This window comes from uncultured Legionella sp. (assembly GCF_937871865.1).
GTDB lineage: Bacteria > Pseudomonadota > Gammaproteobacteria > Legionellales > Legionellaceae > Legionella.
The window spans coordinates 1-4,631 of record NZ_CALMPD010000041.1; the positions used below are offsets into that span (position 1 = coordinate 1).

Here is a 4,631-nt window from a genome sequence, read left to right on the forward strand (position 1 = left end):
CACTCAAATTTCTTCAACGTGCCCACACAGTTTGTCTTCTCAATTCTTAATGAACATGTCCCGGAGACGAGTTGCGCATTCTACGGATTTCCCCAGGTAAGTCAATCATTTTTTGAAAATATTTTAAATAAAATTCGTTCTAGGGAATTATTGGAATTTAAATGAATTATTTGGTTCATAAAAGATCAGTAAATCATGGAATCAATGAATTGGTCAGGACGTTACCCTGACCAAGAATTACTTATCTATACAAACAGAATTGATATTATATTTTCGCCGACAGTTAATTCCTGATAGTTATAATGTTTAATAAGTGCTTGCCGCGATGACTGGATTTTACTTTTAATGTACACGCCAGCTGGTTTTAAGTTGCGTTCTACCCAGGATCGCTGGAACACTTGTTTGTATTCCAAATTGCTCCTGAACGAAAATCATCAGAATAGTTCCAGTTAGTCCAGCCAATCTTTTTTTCTTTCATCAGCAGCGCAAAATCATTAGCTCCGTCACCACTCAAGGTTTGAGTGCCAAACTCAGTAACAAAAATTGGCAAACTTGTGATGCATTCTCTAATGCACTCACGATGGAAATCAGAAAAACCTGCCCTTTTCGGTAAATAGCACCATCTTTTGCAAAGGATGGTGCTATAAACGCCGGCCCAACAATCAGCCCGATCAGATTAATACGTTAACATGCGTGAACATCTAACCCCTAAAAGCTCACTTTTGACTCTAATACATTGGTCACTAGCTCCATTCGAGGCAAAACATTCAGACCATGCATTATCCTCAGGGTTTCCCTCCTGTTCCGTCGAACTCCAATACTCCCCTGATAAACACTGTGGGCCAGTACAGTTATCCAATAACATGGGCAAGTTCGCGGCCATATTTTGTTCGAGTTGTAATAAGGGAGGAGATGTACAAATCATTCCGCCATCTTCGCCCATTTCACAAATCGAAGGTAAGTACCAATCTGATTGTCCATCAAAATATTGTTTACAAATTCCTGCTGCATAGCTGGATAAAGAAGGAATTGATACAGCGTATGTGGAGTAATAAGCATAAATATTATTCGTGTTGCATAAGCCATCGGTTGCACCATTACAATTAAATTGCCCTGGGTACAATGTGGCCGGAGGGTTATTAGGGCTAGGATTATTGAGAGTGGACGCTTCATCAATCCCCCAAACAGGAATCCCACCATCGAAGCTACCCGAACTATCCGCGCTCCAGAGAATACCTGTGGTTGGTAAAATCTGATCCACCAAGGCAGTCACTCGGCCTCCGATACTTCCTGTATTAATAGTTGTATCATTAATAGAATACACATATCCCCCCTGATAAATACAACCATAACTCAACACGGACACGTTAACTTGACGCTCACTGACATTGTCGGCTTTCAGAGTAATGTAACTATTATTCGGGACAGAGCCTGATGTGCAGCCAGAAGTTGCATCTCTCCCAGGAGTAATGTTAATGGTGCAGGAATGAGCAGGTTCCAATGTGCCCTGACAACTTGATGCCGTAATGGACGTTCCCGAAGGCAATCCGGAAGGAGTAACTGATACATTTAAAGCAGCTACCGATCCATTATTTTTTATTGTGATCTGTCTTGGCGTACCTGTTAATGCATCATTTACATACATACATCCCGTAGTTCCAGTCGGGCAATTAACTGAAAGTGCTAAAGACTCACTATTAGGTGTCAGAGTTGCTTGATTAATGGGATTTAGGATTATTCTTGCCGGTGCAGTATTACTTACAGAAAACAAACAATATCCATTGTTGTTGGCGACACAACCTTCTAATAGATATCCAGAGGTATTGAGTTTGATACCCGCTGCAGGATATGTATGATTCGGTATGGCAGTAGTTATATCCAAAGTTAAAGCCGAGATAGTATAATTCTGGCACGACAAAGCACCTTTACCATTTAAGCATAATGTGATGTTCTGATTTGTGTGAGCACCTGTTGCTGAAATATTAAATAAAAGTCCCGGAGCAGCACGAATAGTCTGGCTATTCATGAGCACACCAGCTGTACCCAATAAAATCACCAACAATTTAAACGCCATGTGTTTTTTTAGCATCAATAATTTCATATAACATCCCTATCATATTCAATAAGTGTTTGATTGTACTTCAACCTGGAACGAATAAATATTCCTAATGAACCTATTGATCCAGAGTATTTCCGTCATTGACCAATTATTGGGTATTATTCTGGATTAGGTGCGTGCTAAAATTCCTGTCACCTTAATCGCTAATTCAATGATGAATCCAATTAGAAAAATCATTCATATAGACATGGATTGCTTTTATGCTGCAATTGAAATGCGAGATTTCCCTGAACTTGCGAATAAACCAATCGCAGTAGGGGGAGATGTACAGCATCGCGGAGTAATCGCCACCTGCAATTATTCTGCGCGAAACTTCGGCGTACGCTCCGCAATGCCTACAGCACAGGCACTAAAATTGTGCCGTCAATTAATATTGCGCCCTGTTCGCATGGATGTTTATCAAAAAGAAAGCCAATACATCCGAGCAATATTTGCAGAATATACTCATCTGGTTGAACCTTTATCGTTAGATGAAGCCTATCTTGATGTCACTGATTCCTCTCAATGCCAAGGCAGTGCAACCTGGATAGCTCAAGAAATACGTGAACGAATTTATCAAACAAGGCAACTCACAGCGAGTGCAGGTATTGCTCCCAATAAAAGCCTTGCCAAAATAGCAAGTGATTGGCGAAAACCTAACGGCCAAATGGTAATAAGACCCGAGGACGTCAGCACCTTTATATTAGATTTACCGGTCCGTAAATTGTTTGGTATCGGCCCCAAAATGGAAGAAAAGCTAAATGCGTTAAACATAAAGACCTGTGCTGATTTGCAGCACTATTCTATTGAGTATTTATTGGTTAAATTTGGCGTAATTGGCCAGCGACTATATGAACTGGCCCGAGGAATTGATAACCGTCCGGTAAACCCTTTTCGTATTCGAAAATCCATTAGTGTGGAAGAGACGTATTCAAAGGACTTACCAAACGCAGAAGCCTGTCTCAGTTTTTTGCCGGAACTCATGACGCGTCTTGAAGCGCGAATACAACGTGCTGGTGAGACATCAGAAATTCAGGGGCTTGTTGTAAAATTAAAGTTTAATAATTTCCAGAAAACTACAGTAGAGTGTGGAAGCAACAAACTGGATATTCGGATTTTTCAGTATTTAATCCAGGAAGGTTTTGATAGGAAATGCCTTCCAGTCCGTTTATTGGGTATAGGTGTTAAACTAAAACAAGAAAAAAAACATGAGAACAAGCAACTACTCTTGCTTGGCTTGTAACGTTATTTATTCATATATTTTGTTTCGATTTATTATGTATTCAAGTAATTTTATAGTGCGTTTATGCGTTATAGTATAAGGAATACATTAAAACAGAGTGTGCTATGGTAAATGTCATTAACCTTAATAAAAAAAGAAAAGCCAAGATTCGCGTGGAAAAAGAAAAAAAGGCTTCTGAAAATCGTATTAAATTTGGAAGGAGCAAAACAGAAAAATGGATCGAAAAACAAGAAATTGAACGCAATGAAAGGTATCTGGATGGCCATAAATTAGAGAAAAAAGAAGAATAGTAAAGAGCCAATACTACGAGAGCCTCAGCTCAATCATCTGCAAGCCAGCAGCCGGTACTGAGCCGGCTTCAGGAGTAAGAGCACTTTATACAATTCACCTAATCATCACAGATATACTTTGTAAAATGAGAACACAGTTCCTTTTAAAATGTATTGATACTAAAGAGTTCTACTCTTGAATCGGTTTCTGTATTATCTATTAATGGTAAAAAATTGTTCTTTACCTTCGACCAGATACTCTCTCTTAGTTCCACAACACATTTATTATATAAACTCATAGTAGCAGGAAGAGAAATTTCTGTTGGAAAAGGAGGCAGAATATTACTTGAGCCAGCGATCAGATTAAATTTATCTACCATCTTAATGCATGTATCCTGAGCATATTGAGAAACAAAATTGAAAAAGAAAATTCGATTAAAATAGGGATCAATAATCAGCGATTCTTTCCATCCATTAAAATCTGTTATTAAAGTATTTTGATCTCTATTCAAAATAAGAACGGCATGAGCGATTCGTATATCATGTTTGCACGTAACATTAAGTTCTTCCACAGGAAAATCAACTTTTTTAAAATAAGCAAGCCAGGCAAAACTACTGGCTGCAGCCTCACCACAAGAACAAATTTTTTGTCCGGTTTCAGTTGTCACATCAAAGATAATTTTTTTGGTGACAAGATGATGTAGTAAAAGCATACTCGAAGAAAATTTTTGTTGAAATAACGAAAACTGCGCTTTTTCCTCTACAGTTAGATTTTTTTTACCAGCTTCTTCTTTATAAATTTTTTTTATTGCTGCTTCATACTCTGATTCTTGATGGATCTTTTTATTAATTACAGTCCAATGTCTTTCATGAAGAGTTTTTTCATCGTTACTGCATTCATTATCTGTTTTAGAAAAAACAGATTCTCTGGCTTTTAGTGCAGCATACCCTTCATCAATAAGCAAAAAAATTTTTTTAGTCTCCTCCGTTTTAGCATAATCACGAGGCGCCTTCCCTTCTT

5 protein-coding genes are annotated in these 4,631 nt (G+C 38.3%); 2 read left to right on the forward strand and 3 right to left on the reverse strand.

The genetic code is table 11. The features are described from left to right. Positions 1-376: 376 nt before the first annotated feature. Together Q0495_RS02400 and Q0495_RS02405 are read right to left on the reverse strand one after the other, a co-directional pair. Positions 377-550: a hypothetical protein gene (locus Q0495_RS02400; RefSeq protein ID WP_298622646.1), complete on the reverse strand. Its 174-nt coding sequence runs from the start codon at positions 548-550 to the stop codon at positions 377-379. Positions 551-676: 126 nt separating this feature from the next. After that, positions 677-2,101: a hypothetical protein gene (locus Q0495_RS02405; protein ID WP_298622648.1), complete on the reverse strand. Its 1,425-nt coding sequence runs from the start codon at positions 2,099-2,101 to the stop codon at positions 677-679. A gap of 172 nt (positions 2,102-2,273) precedes the next feature. On the opposite strand from Q0495_RS02405, the gene dinB reads away from it, so the two are divergent. Both dinB and Q0495_RS02415 read left to right on the forward strand, forming a co-directional pair. Further along, on the forward strand, positions 2,274-3,341 hold the full coding sequence (dinB, locus tag Q0495_RS02410) for a DNA polymerase IV (protein WP_298622655.1): 1,068 nt from the start codon (positions 2,274-2,276) through the stop codon (positions 3,339-3,341). Positions 3,342-3,445: 104 nt separating this feature from the next. After that, entirely contained in the window at positions 3,446-3,631 is a 186-nt protein-coding gene (locus tag Q0495_RS02415) for a DUF4169 family protein (RefSeq protein ID WP_298622650.1), read from the forward strand. Positions 3,632-3,774: 143 nt separating this feature from the next. Here Q0495_RS02415 and Q0495_RS02420 read toward each other — a convergent pair. Continuing rightward, a partial coding sequence (locus Q0495_RS02420; RefSeq protein ID WP_298622652.1) for a hypothetical protein occupies positions 3,775-4,631 on the reverse strand: 857 nt, incomplete at its 5' end.

Bases quoted from the DNA above. Each gene is read 5' to 3' on its own strand.
- Q0495_RS02405 (WP_298622648.1), bottom strand. From the start codon at position 2,101: ATGAAATTATTGATGCTAAAAAAACACATGGCGTTTAAATTGTTGGTG.
- dinB (WP_298622655.1), top strand. From the start codon at position 2,274: ATGAATCCAATTAGAAAAATCATTCATATAGACATGGATTGCTTTTAT.
- Q0495_RS02415 (WP_298622650.1), top strand. From the start codon at position 3,446: ATGGTAAATGTCATTAACCTTAATAAAAAAAGAAAAGCCAAGATTCGC.